Source organism: Pseudomonas farsensis (assembly GCF_014268805.2).
GTDB classification, from domain to species: domain Bacteria; phylum Pseudomonadota; class Gammaproteobacteria; order Pseudomonadales; family Pseudomonadaceae; genus Aquipseudomonas; species Aquipseudomonas farsensis.
The window spans coordinates 33,541-50,911 of the sequence record NZ_JABWRF020000006.1 but is presented as its reverse complement, the minus strand read 5'-3'; the positions used below and the strand labels follow the sequence as shown (position 1 = coordinate 50,911).

17 protein-coding genes are annotated in these 17,371 nt (G+C 60.9%); 6 read left to right on the top strand and 11 right to left on the bottom strand.

The genetic code is table 11. The features are described 5' to 3' along the window. The 3 genes from HU719_RS23500 to HU719_RS23490 all read right to left on the bottom strand — a co-directional run. On the bottom strand, nt 1-996 hold a 996-nt coding region (locus HU719_RS23500), incomplete at its 3' end, for a SagB/ThcOx family dehydrogenase (protein ID WP_217843727.1). A 584-nt stretch (nt 997-1,580) separates the two neighbouring features. Continuing rightward, a complete protein-coding gene (locus tag HU719_RS23495; RefSeq protein WP_186537040.1) occupies nt 1,581-3,734 on the bottom strand; it encodes a mechanosensitive ion channel family protein in 2,154 nt (717 codons plus the stop codon). Nucleotides 3,735-3,778: 44 nt separating this feature from the next. Then, on the bottom strand, nt 3,779-3,946 hold the full coding sequence (locus tag HU719_RS23490; RefSeq protein WP_186520607.1) for a hypothetical protein: 168 nt from the start codon (nt 3,944-3,946) through the stop codon (nt 3,779-3,781). A gap of 246 nt (nt 3,947-4,192) precedes the next feature. Here HU719_RS23490 and HU719_RS23485 point away from each other — a divergent pair, with 246 nt between their 5' ends. From HU719_RS23485 to HU719_RS23475, 3 genes are all read left to right on the top strand, one after another. Continuing rightward, a complete protein-coding gene (locus HU719_RS23485; protein ID WP_186537041.1) occupies nt 4,193-4,969 on the top strand; it encodes a hypothetical protein in 777 nt (258 codons plus the stop codon). A gap of 178 nt (nt 4,970-5,147) precedes the next feature. Further along, on the top strand, nt 5,148-5,570 hold the full coding sequence (locus HU719_RS23480; RefSeq protein WP_186537042.1) for a hypothetical protein: 423 nt from the start codon (nt 5,148-5,150) through the stop codon (nt 5,568-5,570). Nucleotides 5,571-5,616: 46 nt separating this feature from the next. Then, the gene (locus HU719_RS23475; protein ID WP_186537043.1) at nt 5,617-6,426 is read left to right on the top strand and encodes a hypothetical protein; all 810 of its coding nucleotides are present in this window, start codon (nt 5,617-5,619) and stop codon (nt 6,424-6,426) included. On the opposite strand, the gene HU719_RS23470 is transcribed toward HU719_RS23475, so the two are convergent. From HU719_RS23470 to minC, 5 genes are all read right to left on the bottom strand, one after another. Further along, the gene (locus tag HU719_RS23470) at nt 6,402-7,691 is read right to left on the bottom strand and encodes a M18 family aminopeptidase (protein WP_186520610.1); all 1,290 of its coding nucleotides are present in this window, start codon (nt 7,689-7,691) and stop codon (nt 6,402-6,404) included. The two genes, HU719_RS23475 and HU719_RS23470, sit on opposite strands and share 25 nt — an antisense overlap. 187 nt (nt 7,692-7,878) lie before the next feature. After that, entirely contained in the window at nt 7,879-8,514 is a 636-nt protein-coding gene (locus tag HU719_RS23465; RefSeq protein WP_186520611.1) for an RluA family pseudouridine synthase, read from the bottom strand. A 113-nt stretch (nt 8,515-8,627) separates the two neighbouring features. After that, a complete protein-coding gene (gene minE / locus HU719_RS23460; protein WP_186520612.1) occupies nt 8,628-8,882 on the bottom strand; it encodes a cell division topological specificity factor MinE in 255 nt (84 codons plus the stop codon). Nucleotides 8,883-8,885: 3 nt separating this feature from the next. Next, nucleotides 8,886-9,698: a septum site-determining protein MinD gene (gene minD, locus HU719_RS23455; protein WP_186520613.1), complete on the bottom strand. Its 813-nt coding sequence runs from the start codon at nt 9,696-9,698 to the stop codon at nt 8,886-8,888. Nucleotides 9,699-9,795: 97 nt separating this feature from the next. Beyond that, nucleotides 9,796-10,545: a septum site-determining protein MinC gene (gene minC, locus HU719_RS23450; RefSeq protein ID WP_186520614.1), complete on the bottom strand. Its 750-nt coding sequence runs from the start codon at nt 10,543-10,545 to the stop codon at nt 9,796-9,798. Between the two features lie 100 nt (nt 10,546-10,645). Between minC and HU719_RS23445 the strand changes: the two genes are divergently transcribed. Then, on the top strand, nt 10,646-11,578 hold the full coding sequence (locus tag HU719_RS23445) for a lipid A biosynthesis lauroyl acyltransferase (protein WP_186537044.1): 933 nt from the start codon (nt 10,646-10,648) through the stop codon (nt 11,576-11,578). A gap of 54 nt (nt 11,579-11,632) precedes the next feature. Next, nucleotides 11,633-12,775: a patatin-like phospholipase family protein gene (locus HU719_RS23440; RefSeq protein ID WP_186520616.1), complete on the top strand. Its 1,143-nt coding sequence runs from the start codon at nt 11,633-11,635 to the stop codon at nt 12,773-12,775. 39 nt (nt 12,776-12,814) lie between these two features. Here the strand turns inward: HU719_RS23440 and HU719_RS23435 are convergent, their stop codons facing one another. Together HU719_RS23435 and HU719_RS23430 are read right to left on the bottom strand one after the other, a co-directional pair. Next, nucleotides 12,815-13,549 carry an MlaA family lipoprotein gene (locus HU719_RS23435; RefSeq protein ID WP_346656580.1) on the bottom strand — a complete coding sequence of 245 codons (735 nt, stop codon included), beginning with the start codon at nt 13,547-13,549 and terminating at the stop codon, nt 12,815-12,817. Between the two features lie 73 nt (nt 13,550-13,622). After that, nucleotides 13,623-14,921, bottom strand: a complete 1,299-nt coding sequence (locus tag HU719_RS23430; RefSeq protein ID WP_186520618.1) for a serine/threonine protein kinase — start codon at nt 14,919-14,921, stop codon at nt 13,623-13,625. Between the two features lie 213 nt (nt 14,922-15,134). On the opposite strand from HU719_RS23430, the gene HU719_RS23425 reads away from it, so the two are divergent. Beyond that, nucleotides 15,135-15,497: a hypothetical protein gene (locus tag HU719_RS23425; protein WP_186537045.1), complete on the top strand. Its 363-nt coding sequence runs from the start codon at nt 15,135-15,137 to the stop codon at nt 15,495-15,497. Nucleotides 15,498-15,717: 220 nt separating this feature from the next. Here HU719_RS23425 and HU719_RS23420 read toward each other — a convergent pair whose 3' ends face one another. Then, nucleotides 15,718-17,268: a glycoside hydrolase family 17 protein gene (locus HU719_RS23420; protein WP_186536993.1), complete on the bottom strand. Its 1,551-nt coding sequence runs from the start codon at nt 17,266-17,268 to the stop codon at nt 15,718-15,720. Nucleotides 17,269-17,371 lie beyond the last annotated feature (103 nt).

Here is a 17,371-nt window from a genome sequence, read left to right as displayed (position 1 = left end):
GTCCGTATAGCCGCATCCTACAAAAAAGAATACCTGCTCATCAGAATCTTTTATGCCTAGGAGAGGGTCGATAAGATTTTCGTTAAGTGCGCCAGTCGGCCAAGTTCCTAGGCCCAAGGAGGTCGCTGCGATTTGTAGAGTCTGTGCCACGTGCCCAATTTCAAGTAGCGCATTTCTATATGCTCGCGAATGTTCATACTTCCACCATAGCTTATCGAGCCTAGAGGTAAGGAAAAATCCTAACGCAAGATCGTCCGCAAAATGCTGCCCTGATAAAAGATTTCCCAAGGCAGGCAGTTCTGAGGAGGTTAAGTGCAAGCAGTGCTCAGTGGGGTTGTAATAGTAGATGCCTCGCTTGATGCCTTCAATGTTGTGGACGTAGACATACGCCTCCGTCGCATTAAGTCCTCCACCGGAAGGACTGCTGCGGCGGTTGCGAAACATCTCTGCAATGCCCGCTGTGTCAGGTAGCTTTCTTTCAGCATTGAAACTAAGAGAAGACTCTAGGAGTCTCGCGAAGATGTTGCGTTGCACAGGGTGGTCGGAGAAGACTCTAGATGTCGATCGGAGTTTAAGAGTGCTTTCCACTGTGCTTAGCTTTAATGATCTTGGTAAACTTACGGTGTCCTTGATATTCTGGCCTTGGCTGATTGTAGGTATTTCTTTGTTTGAAATATCTTCACAGTGTTCTAGATAGTGCGCTGCCCATTCGGATTTGTCACCCGGTTGAAAGTCGAGTGGGATGTTTTTAGTGCCAAAATGAAAAATGTGCGAAAGTATATCCCAGCCCCACGAGTTATACGGCGTTGAGTCTAAAATTCCGCTGCTTTTAAGTTCGCTGTCTAGTGGGTTGTTTTTGTCAGTTTTGTCTGGGTTGTAGGCCAAAAAGATAAGTCGTTGTGCATGTGCTAAAGTAAGTTCGTACTGTTTGTGACTCCTATAGTTCCAACAGATCAGTTTCTTTTCAAAAATTATAAAAAAGCAGCCATCGTTCATTACTAGTGCCTCCGGAGGGATGCTAGGCGCAGGCCGGCACTACGCCTAGAATTTTCAGCTAGCGCTTACTGCGCCTTACGCACCAGATGGGCCAGATTTGCTAGTTTGGATGACTCCATTTTCACTTCTTTCATTATTGTTCTCCGTTGATATCGCTTGATTGCGACATCTTCAGCTTAGGCAATATGGGAAGATGTACAAGCTTTGATTGTGCGGGAAAAGTCGATCAGTCATGTAGGAAAAGTCCTTGCGCGCAGCAGAAAACAGCTTCTGTCCTACACTCACTCGATTTTGACCCCGTAGGTCAGTTCCTAGCGGCGATGCTCAGGGTAATAGATCGACAATTTGTCGGTGGGGCTATTTTAATGATAGGAAGGCGTTATTTAGAATACAGCGGACTTTGTAAGGCACAGCTAGCAGGGGCTGTGTAATTAAAATACATACAGCCTCCCGTTTACCGTCTAGATACCGGGCAGCGATGCCCTGTTGGGGCGCCCGCACGTTGGTTATGTGCAACCCTGTACCGGCCTCATCGCAGTCTGACCTCTCGCACACGTGATCGCTGCAAACCTTTTCCTCGCAAATCACCCAGAAACACTGCGCTCCACAACATCCCCACCCCCGGCCGTGACCACCTGCACCGACAAGCGCGGTGTGGCAAGGTCCAGCCCGGCTTCGTCAAGCTGGCGCTTGAGCGCCAGGTTGAACGCCCGCGACACTTCCCACTGCTTGATCGGCGCGGTCTTGAAGCGGGCGCGCAGTACTGCCGAGCCTGACTCGAAACTCTCCACACCCTGCAACTCCAGCGGTGACCAGATGTTGCGGCGCATCAGCGGGTCGCTGCGCAGCTTCTGGCCCACCTCGCGCACCAGCGTGATGGCTTGGTCGATGTGCATGTTGTGCGGAATGGCGACGCGGAAGATCGCGTAGCCGAACTCGCGGGAGTAGTTCTTGATGCTCTTGATTTCGCTGAACGGGATGGTATGCACGATACCGTCGATATCACGCAGGCGCACGGTGCGGATGGTCAGGCCCTCGACCGTGCCTAGGTGGCCGCCGACATCGACATAATCGTCGATGGCCAGGCTGTCTTCGATGATGATGAACAGCCCGGTGATCAGGTCGGCAACCAACGATTGCGCGCCAAAACCGATCGCCAGGCCGATTACACCGGCACCGGCCAGCAGTGGCGTGACGTTCATGCCCATGTTGGCCAAGGCCACGATGACCGCAATGAGGAAGATCGCCACGAACAGCACGTTGCGGATCAGCGGCATCATGGTTTGTGCGCGGGCATTGGCCTGCCCGCGGCGTGAGCGCACCAACGCGTGGTGCACGGCGGTGTCGGCAAGAATCCACACCAGCCACGCCACAATCAAGGTGCCGGCCAGGCCCAGCAGGCGCAGGCTGATTTCGTGGCCGTCGCCCTCGGCGAAGCGGATCATCGACAGGCCCCAGACGCGCAGCCCGAGTTCGATGAAGAACAGCCACACCAGCAAGTGCGCCAGCGCGTAACCGAAGTTGCGCAGCCGCTCGGTGTACACCTCCTGGCGCCGGTTGACGCGCTTGGGGTTGGCGGCGTGGCGGCGCACCAGGCCGTTGAGCACCATGCACAGCACCACCAGCACCGTGCACATCAGCGACTGGCGCAGGGCGGTGCTGGTGTCGCCGGCCGAGACGAAGGTGGCGAACAGCGAAATGGCCACCAAAATCAGCGCCGGGATGTACCAGAAGCTGCCAAGGATCTCGATGGTGTCGCTCAGCGTGCGCCGGGTCAGGCGCCGGGACAGCGGCTGGTTACGGATCAGGTGGGCGATGGGGCGGCGAAAACGCAGGATGAACAGCCCGGTGCACAGTGCGGCGATGACGTTTGCCAGGGTGGCCAGGGCATGGGCCAGGTGGATACCCAAGGCTGCCGTCAGGCGCGGGTCGCTCAGCGCCTCGCCGAAGGCTGCAAAGCTGCCGATCAGCCACAGTGGCCGGAACGCCCGGTGCCGCAGGATGTAGAGCGCGCGGTGGCGGTGCGGGCCGTCGAGCAGCGAGAAGGCAATCACGCAGATCGCCGAGAACAGCGTACCGACCACCAAGGCGTAGGCCAGCACCATGGCCATGGATTTGCCCAGTGACGAAGGCAGGGCAAAGCTCAGGTAGACGGTAATGACCAGCGCCACCAGCCACGGCCCGAGCTTGCGCAGGGCAAAGCGCACCAGGTCCCAGGGCCGTGGATGCTGCGGCAGTTCCTCGGTCAGCCCAAAGCGCACCCGCACCCGGTGGCCGACCCAGTTGAAGGTGTAGGCCAGCACGCTCCACAGCGCAATCACGGCGGCAAAGCCGAACAGAATTGCCGGCCACTGATGCACCGGCACCACCAGGGCTGCCAGTTCATCCTGGGCCAGGTCGATTTCTTCGGACCAGCGCACGAACGGGCTGGCGTCACCGCTGAACTGCTGTTCGAAGTCATGCAGCGCACCGCCGATCAGCCCAAGCACGCCTTGCTCGACGCTGGGCTGCGATTGGCGGGTGGCATCGCGCAGCTTCTTGAGGTCGGCCAGCAGTTTTGCCCGTTGCTGGTCGTTCTCAAGGTTCTTGATCACCTCATCCAGCGATTTGCCCAACGGCTCGCTGGCTTGTGGCTGCGCGGGCGCGCTGCTACCCAGCAGCCCCGGCAAGCCGGCGGCGTGGGTGGGGGTGACGAACAGCAGTAGCAGAAGGGCAAGGCAACGCAGAAATGCAGGCACCGGGAAATCTACCTCAGGCAAAACGTTTGCCCGAGTGTAGAGGTTTATGTGGGCAGTTTCTCCAGGATCTTCCAGCAGGTCAGGCCAAAGATGCCCAAGGTACCCAGCCACATCATCAGCACCCCGACATTGCGCTCACGCAGGCCGAAGCCGATGGTCAGCAGCATGAGGAACAGGAAAACCGGGACGAACAGTGACAGGAACGGGGACATGGCAGGGGTCCTTCTGCGGTATCGGAGTGTTTCTACAAGCTTAGCCCGCATGGGGTGGCAAAGGGGGATGCGTCACAAATTATTTACTGTTTTGGGCTATGCGGGGAAATTTCCCACAACTTTCTCAGAATAATTTCCTACATAGGAAAATCGGGCGGGGCCGATAAAGCGTTCACCACACATTGCATAGTGGTTGGCGCGAGCGAAGCAGCGTTTTAGAACACGCTATTTATTGGAGGATCTGCCATGAAAGTACTGCCTGTAACAGTTTCGCTTCCGGCACTGCCCGTCACTGTTTTACGTTCATCCCCCAGTCAGCAGCAGTTGCCGGTCGTTGACGGCGATCAGGTCAGCCTCTCAGAACAGAGCCTTGCCACAGCCAAGACCAAGAATGAGATATGGGCGTTGCATGCGCGGATCTATGGCCCCAGAGGGCTGGATCAGCAAGTTGGGAATGAGTACCGTACTCTAGGTGAGCACGCGTTCAAAAGCTTGGCGCCTCCGGAGGATTATGGCCCCGTCGATGCACAGCGTTTCACCAAAACTCTGCGGTATCTCGACGGCATATATAAACTTTCGGGGGTGGAGACCAAGTTTGATGAGAACCCATTCTGGGGAATGGGGCGGGGTGAACTAGCGGCCATTGAAATGGATGAGGCAGGCTACACTAAGGAAGAGCGTTATGCCGCTTTTAGGGCGAAAGGAGCGTTGGATAATATGTTCTTCACCCGTCTTGCTGAATATACGACTAGCACCCATGATCATAGGCCGATGGAAAAAGGCTATCTCGAATATCTGGATAACCTGACCCCCGTAGAGCGCCTCAATTATCCAGACAATGAACGGGCGGCCGTTGCCGCCAGGCTTGCCCATGCAGAGGAAGAGCAAGGCAGCCTCCCCTCAGGCTTCTCTCTGTGGAAATATATTAATTGGGACCCAAAGGGCCGCTGTAACCGCGAGGTCTTAGCAGACGCGACGGTAGTTGAACCCACTTCTTCAGCCCAGTCACGCACGGACGTATAAGCAACCATTTGTATGCAGAAGTGTGGGCGAGGTAGAGGGGTGCTAAATCTGACGCTTGCAGGTGAAACGTCCTACGCATTTATCAGACTCACGTCCTACACAGAAATACACACTCGAGTCGATACAGCGGTGAGTGCCGGCGGAATAACCCGCTCGGCTCGACTTAGGATGATTTATCATGCACAGAATGAAAGCTCTTACTTTGCTTGTACTATGGATTATCAGTGGCTACGCATTTGCTCAAAACACTACTACAAGGGTGTCGATCGATAATCAGACTACAGGCACTGCGAAATTTACCCATGAATACCTACTTGGTGTGTCTGAACCGGGTATGGCTGAAGTGTTCTCGGGCGATACGCGCACTTTCGTGGTTACCAGTCTTGCTGATTCTGTATCTGGTATGCGGTTTGTTTATACATCAGGACAAAAACAATGCCGGTTTTCAGCCTCGCACTCTGCTCAGTTTCCGAATCCTGGGGCAGTATGGAAGAAAGAAGCCGCTTCAATAGGGAAAGTGCGCGCGACATGTTTGGCTCAGCTTGAGCAGGCAGATTTCAACATGCCGCACAACTACTCGGTTCGTTTCACTATCAAGTGACCCAACGCGGGGCATTTGTGCCCCGCCCTCTAATGACAGGTGAACCATGAAGATCAATCCATCTCCTCAAGGTGCAGTAACTTGGAAAGCCCCCGCGCAACCTCAATCACCTCCCGTCCAAGCCGATAGTCCCCACACTGCATCGGCTCAAAATGACGCAGTGATCATCTCCGAGCAGGGGCGGGCTCTGGCGGTTGGGCAGCAAAGTGCTGCCGACTCACGCGCCCTTTATGAAAACGTCTATGGGGCGGCTGGCTTGGGCCAACGAGTAACTGGGCGTTTCCATGAGGCGGGGCAGGGGGCATTCACTCAAACCGATGCTCCTGAGCACTACACGCCCGATGAGGCCGAGCGTTTTCGGGCCTCCCTGGCATTTCTTGCGGGCCGCTTCAGCAACGATCGCCAAGTGCAAAATCCGTTTGCCGGGCTGGACCGTGCTGGCCTCACCGACATAATCGAAAACGGCCAAGGGTTTTCTGATGAAGAGCGCTATACGGCGCTGTATGCCAGGGAGGATCTTGATGAGCAGTACTTTTCGGGCGTTATGGGCTATGCACTGGAAACATCGGATGTCCGCCCGCTACGCCGTGCCTATCTTGAATTACTCGACCAGATGTCCCCTGCCGAACGGCTGAAGTATCCGAGCAATGAGCGTGAGCAGGTTGCTGTGCGGCTAGCAGAATCGGAGCAGGCGCAGGGCACGTTACCGAGTGACTTCTCGGTCCTCGATTACATGCAATGGGCCCCCAAGGGCCGCCTGAACCTGGAAGCCTTGCTCGCCCCCACAAACCCCGAGCCTGCCCCGTCACCCGAGGCAGGCCCTGCGGGCGATCAGGGCAGTTCGCGGCTGCGGTAGAACGCGTCCAGCACTTTGACCAGGTGCGCCAGGTCATGGCTGCCGCACAGCTCGCGGATGGAGTGCATGGCAAAGGTCGGCAAGCCGATATCCACCGTGCGCACACCTAGGTGGCTGGCGGTGATTGGGCCGATGGTCGAGCCGCAGCCCATGTCGCTGCGCACCACGAAGCTTTGTACCGGGACTTCTTCGGCCATGCACAGATGGCGGAAGAAGCCGGCGGTTTCGCTGTTGGTGGCGTAGCGCTGGTTATTGTTGACCTTGATGACCGGGCCGGCGTTGAGCTTGGGGCCGTGGTTGCCGTCGTGCTTGTCGGCGTAGTTGGGGTGCACGCCGTGGGCGTTGTCAGCCGACACCAGCAGCGAGCGCTGGATGGTGCGCACGTAGTCGTCGTTGTCCGGCAGCAGGCGTTGCAGGGTCTGCTCGAGCATCGGGCCGTCGGCGCCACAGGCCGAGCAACTGCCGACCTCTTCATGGTCGGTGCACACCAGTACGCAGGTTTCGTCGGTGTCGGCCGCCAGCAGTGCCTGCAACCCGGCATAGCACGACAGCAGGTTGTCCAGGCGCGCGCCGGCGATGAAATCGCCGTTCAAGCCGATCAGTGCAGCGCCCTGGGTATCGTAGAAGCTCAGCTCGTAGTCGAGCACTACATCGGCGTTCAGGCCATGCTCGCGGGCCAGTTGCTCGGTCAGCAGCGCGCGGAAATCGACCCGTTCATCGCCTGCAACCTGGGCCAGAATAGGCGGTAGCTCGGTCTGCGGGTTGATCTGCCAGCCTTCGTTGGCGGTGCGGTTGAGGTGGATGGCCAGGTTGGGAATGATCGCGATCGGCAGCTTGAAGTCGACCAGCTGGCTTTCGACCTTGCCGTCGCGGCGAAAGGTCACGCGGCCGGCCAGCGACAGGTCGCGGTCGAACCAGGGCGCCAGCAGCGCGCCGCCATACACCTCGACACCCAGTTGCAAAAAGCCTTGGCGCTGCAGCTCCGGTTGCGGCTTGACCCGCAGGCACGGGCTGTCGGTGTGGGCGCCGACCAGGCGAATGCCGCTGATCAGCGGGGAGTGCTTGCCCAGCCGAATGGCAATGATCGAGGAGTCGTTACGGGTTACGAAATAGCGCCCACCAGGCACGGTGGCCCAGCTGTCACGCTCGTCCAGGCGCTGGTAGCCTGCGGCTTCCAGGCGGTGCACGAGGCTTTGGGTGGCGTGGAAGGGCGTCGGGGAGGCCTTGAGGAATTCGATCAGGCCGGCGTTCAGGGCATCGCGCATAACTCACTCCAGATTGAGCTTCAAGCTGCAAGCCGCAAGCTTCAAGCAAAGGCAGCCCGCAGGGCAAGTGCTGCCGCGAACTACACGAGGTTTTGGGCGCTGCAAGCTTGGGCGAAGGCAGTCGGCGATGGGCCGGGCGTGGTTTGCCTGCGCTTTTTCTGGCCGCTTGCAGCTCGACACTTACCGCTCAGAACGGCGCAGGGCACTCGAACTTCACCCGCTGCCCGGACACCGGGTGGGTGAAACTCAGCATCGAGGCGTGCAGGCACAGCCTCTCATGGGCTGCCAGTGCTTGCGGGTTGGCGTACAGGCGGTCACCCAGCAGCGGGTGGCCGATAGACAGCATATGCACGCGCAACTGGTGCGAGCGGCCGGTGATGGGTGTCAGTTCCACGCGGCAGTAGTCGCCGCAGCGCTCGACGATACGCCAGAAGGTCAGTGCGTGTTTGCCCTGCTCGTGGTCGACCACGTGGCGGGGTTTGGTCGGCGGGTCGTAGCGCAGTGGCAGGTCGATGCTGCCGCTGTCCAGCGCCGGCTGGCCCCAGCACAGTGCGGTGTAGGCTTTTTCTGTTTCGCGGTCATGAAACTGGCGCGACAGCTCGCGGTGGCTGTCAGCATCACGGGCCAGCAGGATGATCCCGGAGGTTTCCCAGTCCAGGCGGTGCACGATCAGCGCATCGGGGTAGCCGTTTTCTTGCAGGCGGGTGATCAGGCAGTCCTTGTTGTCGTCGGCGCGGCCCGGCACCGACAGCAACAGGGTCGGCTTGTTGATCACCAGGATCGCGGCGTCTTCGTGAAGGATCTGGATGTTCGACAGCGGCATGTTCAGGTGTTCTCTGCAAAGCACTGTGGGAGCGGCCCTGGCCCGCGACAGCGTGGATACGCCATCGCGGGGCAAGCCCGCTCCCACAGGGTCAGCCTTGTAGCGCTGGAATATCAGCGATCAGGCAGGGTGATGTTCAGTTCGAGGATCGAGCAGCTGCCCTGGTTTTCCAGTGCGACCTGCACGTCATCGTTGCCGATGTTGACGTATTTGCGGATCACCTCGACCAGTTCCTTCTGCAAGGCAGGCAGGTAGTCCGGCGTGCTGCGCTGACCGCGTTCGTGCGCCACGATGATCTGTAGACGCTCTTTCGCTACCGACGCGCTGGTCTGTTTCTGTCTGCCGCGAAAGAAGTCAAAAAGGTTCATGGTTTACTTGCCTCCAAACAGACGCGCGAAGAATCCTTGCTTCGGCACTTCGACGAAACGAAGTTTTACTTCCTTGCCCAACAAGCGGTCGATCGTGTCGTTGTACGCCTGGCCGGCATCGCTTTCGGTGTCGAGGATAACCGGCACACCTTGGTTGGAGGCCTTGAGCACGGCCTGCGACTCGGGGATCACGCCCTTGAGCTTGATGGCCAGGATGTCGGTGACGTCGTCGATGCTCAGCATTTCGCCGCCGGCCACACGCTCAGGGTTGTAGCGGGTGATCAGCAGGTGCTCGACGATCGGGTCTTCGTTGTTTTCGGAACGGCGCGATTTGCTCGACAGGATGCCCAGCATGCGGTCCGAGTCACGTACCGACGATACTTCGGGGTTGGTCACGACAATGGCTTCGTCGGCGAAATACATCGCCAGGTGCGCGCCTTTTTCGATACCGGCCGGGGAGTCGCAGATCACGTATTCGAACTGCTCTTTGAGTTCCATCAGGACTTTTTCGACGCCTTCGAGCGTCAGGGCGTCCTTGTCACGGGTCTGGCTTGCGGCCAGCACGTAGAGGTTCTCGAGACGCTTGTCCTTGATCAGGGCCTGCTGCAGGTTGGCTTCGCCATTGACCACGTTGACGAAGTCGTACACCACGCGGCGCTCGCAGCCCATGATCAGGTCGAGGTTACGCAGGCCGACGTCGAAGTCGACGATGACCGTCTTGTGGCCGCGCAGGGCGAAACCGGTACCGATGGCGGCGCTGGTGGTGGTCTTGCCCACACCCCCTTTGCCGGAAGTAACCACGATGATCTTGGACAAGGTGTTTCACCCCTAAAATAGTCGGGACAGACGTCCCTGCAAATACATGAAACGGCAACGATAAAGAAGTTGCGCTAAAAATGCCGGCAAGTATCCGTTAAAGACGGGTGATGTTCAACACGTCGCCGGACAGGCTGAACTGCACGGCCGTACCCCACAGTGGTTCGCGGCGCAGGTCTTCGCAGACCCGGTACTGGCCGGCGATGGAGACCATTTCCGCGGTCATCTGCAGGCAGAAGACGCGGGCTTTGGTGTCGCCTTTGATGCCAGCCAGGGCTCGCCCGCGCATGGCGCCGTACACATGGATGTTGCCATCGGCCAGAAGTTCCGCACCGGGGCTTACCGAGCCGGTCACCACCAGGTCGCCACCGGGGGCATAGACCTGCTGGCCGCCGCGCACGGGCGCTGTGATGATGCGCGTCGGGCGCACTTGCGGCTCGGCCGGCGCTGGCGCAGGTTCGGGCTTGCGCACCTCAGGCTCCGGCTCCAGCGGGCGCTCGCGCGCGCCGGAAGGCGGCAGCACCGGCAGGTCGATGGCGATCGCGGCGGCGATGTCCTCGATGCGGCTGGCACGGATCGCCAGGGTGCGCAGGCCGTGGTGGCGGCAGACGCGCATCAACCCGGGCAGGTCGATGGCGCCTTCACCACTTGGCAGCTTGTCCAGCGCCAGTACCAACGGCGTGTTACTGAAAAAATTCGGCGCCTGAGCGACCTTGGCCGCCAGTTGGCGGTCGAGGGACTCGAGGTCGTTGCGCGCCAGTTCCAGCACGGTGATGGCAAGCATGCTGCCCTTGAGCTGGAACACGGGGGCGTTGTCGGGTGTCTGGTTGAGGCTCATGGTCTGCATAGACGGCTTGTTGCGAGAAAAGTGCCCTGACTTATAGCGATAAGACTGATTGGCCGCAACCGATGTAGAATGCCCGGCCCTCGTCTTGCCGGAAGCTTCAATGGAACGCCCGCGTTTTCGTACCTTCTATCTTCACCCGCAATTCTGGGCCCTGTGGCTTGGCCTTGGGCTGCTGTGGCTGATTGCCCAACTGCCTTACCGCGTGCTGCTGGGGCTGGGGCGTGGCCTGGGCGCAGTGATGTTCCGCCTGGCCGGTGAGCGCCGGCGCATTGCTGCGCGCAACCTGGAGCTGTGCTTCCCGCAGCTTTCGGACGACGAACGGTTGCATTTGCTCAAAGAAAATTTTGCGTCCACCGGCATCGCCTTCTTCGAAATGGCCATGAGCTGGTGGTGGCCAAAGGCCCGGTTGGCTCGCCTGGCCCACATCGAAGGCATCGAGCACCTGCAGGCTGCCCAGCGCGAAGGCGAGGGCGCGATCTTGATGGCGGTGCATTTCACCACGCTTGAAATCGGCGCGGCGTTGCTTGGCCAGGTGCACACCATCGACGGCATGTACCGCGAGCATGGCAACGCGGTGTTCGACTTCATACAGCGCCGTGGCCGCGAGCGCCACAACCCCGATTCGCTGGCCGTCGAGCGCGAAGACGTGCGCGGCATGCTCAAGTTGCTGCGCAAGGGCCGGGCGATCTGGTACGCACCAGACCAGGACTACGGCAGCAAGCAGAGCATCTTCGTGCCGCTGTTCGGCATCCCGGCAGCAACGGTCACCGCGACCACCAAGTTCGCCCGCCTGGGCAAGGCGCGGGTCATCCCGTTCACCCAGAAGCGCCTTGAAGACGGCAGCGGTTACCGGCTGGTTGTTCACCCGGCGCTGGAAGGCTTCCCCGGCGAAAGCGAAGAGGCCGATTGCCTGCGTATCAACCAGTGGATCGAAGGTGTGTTGCGCGAGTGCCCCGAGCAGTATCTATGGGCACATCGGCGCTTCAAATCACGCCCTGATGGCGAGCCGCGGCTTTACGACAACAAGAAATAACCCCTATTGCGGCCGGCTTGCGAGCCCTGCGCCCGCGTGATCCAGGAAGGACCCATGACCCCAACTACTGGCCTGATCCTCTCTGGCGGCGGCGCCCGTGCCGCCTACCAGGTCGGCGTACTTGCCGGCATCGCCGACCTGCTTCCGGCCGGCGCGGCCAACCCGTTCCCGGTTATCGTCGGCACCTCGGCAGGCGCCATCAATGCCGTGAAGCTTGCCAGTGGCGCCACCCGCTTCGCCGAGTCGGTGCAGCAACTGACGCATTTCTGGCAGAACTTTCGCAGCCACCTGGTGCTGCGCAGCGACTGGCCCGGCGTCATTCGCCAGGCCAGCCGATTCTTCGGCCACAGCCTGCTTGGGCTCGGCAGCCAGGTGCCGGTGGCGCTGTTGGACAGCCGGCCATTGCGCGGGCTGCTGCACGAGCACCTGAACCTTGACGGTATCGCCGAATCACTGGCCTCCAAGCAACTACGGGCTATCGCCGTGACGGCCTTTGGTTACGAGTCCGGCCAGGCCGTGACCTTCTACCAGGGGCAAGGCACCATCGAACCCTGGCTGCGCCACCGGCGTATCGGCATGCCGACGCCACTTAGCGTCGATCACTTGTTGGCAAGTTCCGCTATCCCGTTGCTGTTCGCCCCGGTGCGCCTGGGCGAGGAGTACTTTGGTGATGGTGCGGTGCGCCAGTCGGCGCCGATCAGCCCGGCGTTGCACCTGGGGGCGAGCCGGGTGCTGGTGGTGGGGGTCAGCGGCAACCCGCAGCGCCCGGCCGTGCCGCAGCCGGCGACGCGCATATTCAGTGGCAGGCAGCCGAGCCTGGCGCAGATAGGCGGGCACATGCTCAACAGCACGTTCATCGACAGCCTCGAAGACGACATCGAGCTGTTGCAGCGCTTGAACCACCTGAGCCATCTGCTGCCCCCACACCTGGACACCCGGCGCCTGGGGCTGGCGCCTATCGAGGTGCTGGTGGTCGCGCCTAGCCAGCCTCTGGACGAGATCGCCGCCCGCCACCGCCGCGACCTGCCGGCGGCGCTGCGCATGTTCCTGCGCGGGCCTGGAGCGACCAAGACCAGTGGTGCGGGGGTGTTGAGTTACCTGCTGTTCGAGGCCAGCTACTGCAGCGAGCTGATCGAACTGGGGCGCAGGGACGCCTTGGCCAAGAAGCGCGAGCTGTGCCAGTTCCTGGGGCTTTGAGGCCGCTGCAAGCGCGAGGCTTGCAGCTGCCCCCAGCAATCACTCAGAGATTTGCAACTTGCGCGCCTGGGTATACACGTACCGCACTTTCTCGTACTCGAACGGCGAGTTGGTCTGGCCGTACCTGAAGTTGGTGGTATAGCGCTTGTCCACTGCGCGCAACAAGGTGATCTCGGGGTGGTCGCTGGCTGTGTCCGGCACATCCAGGTAATTCACCGCCTGCTCACCGGCGTAATCCACCACAAGCCCTGTGGTATCGCGCAGGTTCGAAGGCCCGAAGATTGGCAGCACCAAATAGGGCCCTTCATGCACCCCGTAATAGCCCAGGGTCTGCCCAAAGTCCTCGCTCTGGCGCGCCAGCCCCATCTTGGTCGCCGGGTCCCACAGGCCGCCAACGCCAATGATGGTATTGAACATCAGCCGCGCGGTGATCTGCGCCGAGCGCTCTCCTTTAAGCTGCAGCACACTGTTGAACAGGTTCGGCACATCACCCAGGTTGTTGAAGAAGTTGCTCACCCCGGTACGCACGAAGCCCGGCGTCACGTAGCGGTAGCCGTCGACCACCGGCAGGAACACCCATTGGTCGAAGCGGTAGTTGAAGTGATAGATACGCCGGTTCATCGACTCCAGCGGGTCGTAGATATTCAGCGCCGCCAGCGTCGAGCGTTCGAACTCGCGCTGGTCCAGGCCTGGGTTGAATTTGAGCTCACGCAGTGGGTCGAGGAAGCCATCGGACTCTGCGGTCAGGCTGGCGGTGTTGTCAGCCTCGACCACGCTGGTGCGCGGCGCGACTTCCTCGGCCAGGGCATGGCCACTGGCGAGCAGGGCGGTGACGAGCAGCAGGCGGTTAACCACGGAAGAACTCCAGCATGGCGTCGCTGTTGACGCGGTAATTGAGGTTGCCGCAGTGGCCACCGTGAGGGTAAAGGGTCAGGCGATCCCCGAACACCCGGCGCAGGAAACCAATATCGCCAGGGCCCAGGATCAGGTCGTCGGCGTTATGCATCACGGCGATCTTCGGGCTGTTGTGCAGGTAGTCTTCAAGGCCGTACAGGCTCACCTGGTCGATGAGTTGCAGCAGGCTGTTGCCGTCGGTGCGCGCGCGCCACATCGGGATCACCTGCTCGGTCAGGTAGCAGTCGAAGTCGCACTGCAAGGCGCGCTTGAAGAACGGCGTCAGGCTGCTGCCTTCGGTGATCGGGTATTTCGGCGGAATGATCAGGCCGCGGCGGTTGATCAGGTCGGAGGTAAACGCGATATCGGCGGCCGAGAAGCGGAACGAGGTGCCGATCAGCATGGCCATCTGTTCGTTGGACAAATGCTGGCGCGACTTCTGGAAGTCATACAGCAGCGCCTCGTTGAGGTCGATGTAGCCCTTGTCCTGGAAATAACGGGTGAGTTTTTCCAGCATCAGCTCGTAGAAGGTGGTGCCGCGGTCGATGCCTTTGACCCGGGTCTGCACCAGCTTGTCCAGGTTGCTGATGGAGGTATACAGGTTGACCGGCGGGTTGAGCAGCAGCACGCGCTTGAAGTTGAAGCTGCGGCGGGTTTCGTCCAGGTGGCTGACGAACGCTGCGTCCAGGGCGCCGAGGCTGTAGCCGCTGAGGTAGTACTCGCTGACCGGCAGGCGCGGGTGCTGGGCACGCACCGCTTGCATGACCCGATACAGGTCTTCGGCGTCTTCGCGTGATACGCCAGGGGTGGCGAAGCGCGAGGCGGCGCTCATGAAGTCGTAGCTGGTGGGGGAGGACAGCTGCACGACATGGTAGCCAGCCTGGTAGAACAGCTTTTTCAGGTATTCGTTGATCGAGCTCGAATACGGCGCGCCGGTGCCGGCAATCAGGAAGATCAACGGCGCCTCGTGGTCCTGCTTGGCCAGACGGTAGCGCAGTTTTTTCACCGCCCAGAAATTGTCCGGCAGGGTGAACTCGCGCTCCGGGCGCAGGGTGAGGCTGTAGTCGGACTGGTCGATTTCATCGTCCTCGGGCAGCGTCGGGCGTTGCTCCGGAGGCGTAGTGGCGATGGTCGCCTCGAACGGGTTGGTCAATGGGTAGCCGTAGCTGGCGGCGTCGATATCCCGCGCCGAGGCGGCCGCAGCCATAAGCAGGCCCCCTAGCAGGGCGACAAGGCGCAAAGATCGAAACATTCATTTCCCCAGAAATAGTAAGCAGGTGCGGTACCGGATTTAGGACCACAGCGCCCTTGCCAAAGTTGCCAGGTGCGCGGGTGTTTGTCGCCCCAGATGTTGTCGTGCGGGTGTTGCTGGTATTGAGCAACATAGCTGCATGGCCATGATTTTGCCTTAAGTCGGGCGCTGGGCGATCATGCATCGTTTCGATGACCGCTATTGGAGAACCGGATGTCTCGTCTGCTGCAGGGCTGTGTGCTGCTGGGTTTGCTGGTTGCGTGGCTGGCGGCCAGCTATGGCGTGCGCTACGGGCTGATGGAAGATGCCAGTTGGGTCGGGCTGTGCGCCGCCCCCGGGCAGTACTGGCAATGCCAGGTGCGTTCGCAGCTGGGGCTGTTGATTCACTTCCAGGTTATTGCCTGGGCGGGGTTGGGTCTGGCACTGATCGCCCAGTGCGTCCCCCGGCGGGCCGGTTGGTGGTTGGCGCTGGTGGCATTGCTCCTCGGTGTGCCGGCGCTGGTGCTGTATACCGCCAGCATTGCCGTGTTTACCGTGGTGTTGGCCGGGTTGCGTCTGGTCAGGGCGCGGCGCTGAACCTTGCCGGCCTAATCGCAGGCTGGCGCCGGCTCCCATAGAAAAAACGCTAATTGACTGATTTACATCGAAACGTGGGAGCGGGCTTGCCCCGCGATAGCGATAGCACTGCCAACATCGCATCGCGGGGCAAGCCCGCTCCCACGTTGCCCAGTTCTCTGCGCGGCAGCGCAGCCCGGAAGGGCTGGGTGATCTCCCACGATAGCGTGTGGGGGCTGGTTCAACTGGCTGTGCGCATGCGCAAACTGCGCCATAGCGCGGCCACCATCAGCACGCTGACCAGCGCCCAGCCCCACGCTTGCTGGTTGCTCAACCCTTCCTGATACAGCTGTGGCGCCACCCCGGCGCCAATGATCAACGCCAGCAAGGCCACCTCGGCACGCCGCGCCCGCACTGGCCGTACCGCATACACCAGCGCCGGCAACAGCAGTGCAGCACTGGGGAAACTGCGGTAGCGCGGGTCGAAGACCATCGCCAGCATGCTCACCGCCGCCGCGAACCCCGCTGCCAACAGCCACTTGCCGGCATGCCCCTGCAACCAGGCGAATGCCCGCTGCCGCCAACCCTCGCGCTGGGCCAGGGCTAGCGCGCCGTGGGCCAGCACCAGCAGGTTGAGCCCGGCCAGCAGCGCGGCCCATAGCCACTCGCCGGCAAAACGTGCGTTCAGGCGCACCAACTCGCCCCACAGGCCCAGGCTGGCTGCGCCCAGCGCCGCCAGCAGCGGCAACAGCAGCGCCGCGCTGCTATCGGCCGGGCGCCCGGCGAAAATCAGGGTCGCCAGCCACAGCAGCCCCGAGGCCAGCAACCACTGCGGCCACAACGCCAGGTTGCTCACTGGGCCTTCGAGCACGCCCTTGTCATGCCGATCCGCGTCGTACAGCCCCCAATAACCACCCACCGCACCTTCGCTGGCGCGTTTCCATGGCTGGTCGAAGGCTTCGATCAGGTTGTAGCGCCAGCCGTTGGTCTCGGCCATGGCAACGAAGCCGCGGATGAACCGCGCTTCGTTGACCCGGCTGGGCACCGCGGTTTCACGTTGGCGGCCTTCACTCGGCCAGCCCGTCTCGCCAATCAGGATGTCCTTGGGGGCAAAGCGCTTGCCGAATACCTCGCGCACCTCGGCAACATGCGCCAAGGCCGCGTCTATGCCACGTGGGTCATCTTCCCAGTACGGCAGCAAGTGGATGGTCAGAAAGTCCACTTCAGGTGCTACCTGCGGGTGCTGCAGCCAGAATTCCCAGACATCGGCGTAGGTCACCGGCACCTTTACCTGGCCTTTGACCCGCTTGATCAACTGCGCCAGGCGCTCGCCGGTGACCTCTTTGCGCAGCAGCGACTCGTTACCGACGATCACCGCGCTGACCACATCCGGGTTGGCGTTGGCGGCGTCGATCAACAGCGCGATTTCCTTGTTGGTGTCGACCGGGTTGGCATTGACCCACGCCCCCAGCATCACTTTCAGGCCATGCTTGCGCGCCAGCGCCGGGATGGCTTCAAGGCCGGTCTGCGAGTAGGTGCGGATACACTCGAAACGCTCGGCCAGCAATGCGAGGTCGGCGTCCATGCGTGCAGGGCGCAGGCGAAACGGCTGGTCGAACGGCGACTGGTCCTTGTCGAATGGGGTATAGGAGGCGCATTGCAGCTTGTGCGTGGGGCTGGCGGCATCGGGCAGGTGCACTGGTTTGCCGAGGCCATACCAGAGGGCCGCGAGGCCGGTGAGCGCGAGCAGGCAGCAGAGCAGGTAAAGAGGGCGAGGCATCGGGCGGTCCATCGTCTGATTCGGTGAAAGGCTTGGCCGTGGCCAACCAAAGCCTGTGATAGTAGCCCGGCGCCAAGCCTTTGGCATGCAAGGATCGCGCAGGCATCGGCGGCCA

Bases quoted from the DNA above. Each gene is read 5' to 3' on its own strand.
- HU719_RS23475 (WP_186537043.1), top strand. From the start codon at position 5,617: ATGAAGATCAATCCATCTCCTCAAGGTGCAGTAACTTGGAAAGCCCCC.
- minC (WP_186520614.1), bottom strand. From the start codon at position 10,545: ATGCAGACCATGAGCCTCAACCAGACACCCGACAACGCCCCCGTGTTC.
- HU719_RS23430 (WP_186520618.1), bottom strand. From the start codon at position 14,921: ATGTTTCGATCTTTGCGCCTTGTCGCCCTGCTAGGGGGCCTGCTTATG.
- HU719_RS23480 (WP_186537042.1), top strand. From the start codon at position 5,148: ATGCACAGAATGAAAGCTCTTACTTTGCTTGTACTATGGATTATCAGT.
- HU719_RS23485 (WP_186537041.1), top strand. From the start codon at position 4,193: ATGAAAGTACTGCCTGTAACAGTTTCGCTTCCGGCACTGCCCGTCACT.
- HU719_RS23440 (WP_186520616.1), top strand. From the start codon at position 11,633: ATGACCCCAACTACTGGCCTGATCCTCTCTGGCGGCGGCGCCCGTGCC.
- HU719_RS23445 (WP_186537044.1), top strand. From the start codon at position 10,646: ATGGAACGCCCGCGTTTTCGTACCTTCTATCTTCACCCGCAATTCTGG.
- HU719_RS23470 (WP_186520610.1), bottom strand. From the start codon at position 7,691: ATGCGCGATGCCCTGAACGCCGGCCTGATCGAATTCCTCAAGGCCTCC.
- HU719_RS23420 (WP_186536993.1), bottom strand. From the start codon at position 17,268: ATGGACCGCCCGATGCCTCGCCCTCTTTACCTGCTCTGCTGCCTGCTC.
- HU719_RS23465 (WP_186520611.1), bottom strand. From the start codon at position 8,514: ATGCCGCTGTCGAACATCCAGATCCTTCACGAAGACGCCGCGATCCTG.
- minE (WP_186520612.1), bottom strand. From the start codon at position 8,882: ATGAACCTTTTTGACTTCTTTCGCGGCAGACAGAAACAGACCAGCGCG.
- HU719_RS23425 (WP_186537045.1), top strand. From the start codon at position 15,135: ATGTCTCGTCTGCTGCAGGGCTGTGTGCTGCTGGGTTTGCTGGTTGCG.
- HU719_RS23490 (WP_186520607.1), bottom strand. From the start codon at position 3,946: ATGTCCCCGTTCCTGTCACTGTTCGTCCCGGTTTTCCTGTTCCTCATG.